This window comes from Thalassotalea sp. G20_0, from assembly GCF_017744175.1.
In the GTDB taxonomy this organism is placed as follows: domain Bacteria; phylum Pseudomonadota; class Gammaproteobacteria; order Pseudomonadales; family Endozoicomonadaceae; genus Endozoicomonas.
Genome location: NZ_JAGHQV010000230.1, coordinates 1 through 1,177 on the forward strand (window position 1 = coordinate 1; position 1,177 = coordinate 1,177).

1 protein-coding gene and 1 pseudogene are annotated in these 1,177 nt (G+C 47.7%); one reads left to right on the forward strand and one right to left on the reverse strand.

The features are described 5' to 3' along the window. A partial coding sequence (locus J7438_RS25705) for an ATP-binding protein (RefSeq protein WP_209278881.1) occupies positions 1-503 on the reverse strand: 503 nt, incomplete at its 3' end. A 325-nt stretch (positions 504-828) separates the two neighbouring features. Between J7438_RS25705 and J7438_RS25710 the strand changes: the two are divergent. Beyond that, positions 829-1,177 (forward strand): annotated as a pseudogene (locus tag J7438_RS25710) (DISARM system SNF2-like helicase DrmD); the annotation flags it as partial.

Here is a 1,177-nt window from a genome sequence, read left to right on the forward strand (position 1 = left end):
CCCTTCGGTAGAGAGAAGAGATCCATTTTTTCCAGAGGTTCAGGAGAATAGCCGCTTTCTCCAGCATCTATGGCTTTCTTGATTTCAGGGATAGACATTCTGAAGCCGTGCGGCTTGCCATCCTTGCAGGAAGTAACCTCAACGGTTTCTGCAATAGAAAACAGAGAAAGCTTTCCGAGTCCCTTCCGTCCCATAACATCTCGGCCTTTGGGGGTTTTGGCTTCTCCGCTCTCCCTTCTTCGGTATCCAACCTTTAGATATTTATCGTTCACATCCAGTACAGACATCCCAACGCCGTCATCAGCGATACTGATACTGTCGCTTGTTTTATCAAAACGAATCTCAACCCTTCCTGCATCTGCATCCCACGCATTGGCCACCGCCTCTGTCAGCACAGCAGCAACATTGCTGTACAAATTTATACCAAGGTGGTCCAGTACATTAAGGTCAATAGTCAACTCATAATCACTGAGAGTTTGTGGCTGTTGGGCTTCGAGGTACATGAAGGGATGTCCATATCTACGGTGGAACTCATTGGTAAGCCATAGTACTACTCTTTGTCTGTTTAAGTCAGTATCACACCTCAAGCAAGTGCCAGTATGCATGCTCTGTGTCAATCAGATCCAATAGCCGCAGTGACAGGAAAAACAGTACACTCTATGCCTTACCACACTGGCTTATGGAGATACGCCACCTAACGCAGCTGACTCACAAGCATCATGTGATTACCTGCCATAAATTCCAGAGCGGTAGCGTATCAACTCATTCTCACCACTTGGGTCGCCTACGGCTCAATCTTCTGAACATGGGAAAACCATGACTGGTCAAATGAATATTTATGCCCCTCCCGAACCTGGGCAGCTTGTAGAAGTGCGCCGTCGTCAATGGATTGTTGCTGATGTGAATGCTTCTGAAATGCATATTTCACCCGGTACAAAGCAACATATGGTCAGCCTTAACTCCATAGAAGAAGACGGCTTGGGGGAAGAGTTGGAGGTGCTGTGGGAGATAGAGCCAGGAGCTCACATAATAGAACGAGCAGGCTTGCCTACCATTACCGGCATTGATGATGCAGAAAAGCTGGAAGCATTTCTGGATGCAGTTCGCTGGGGAGCAGCCACCAATGCGGACCGTGGTTTTCTTCAGGCTCCTTTTAGAAGTGGTGTGAGCATTGAAG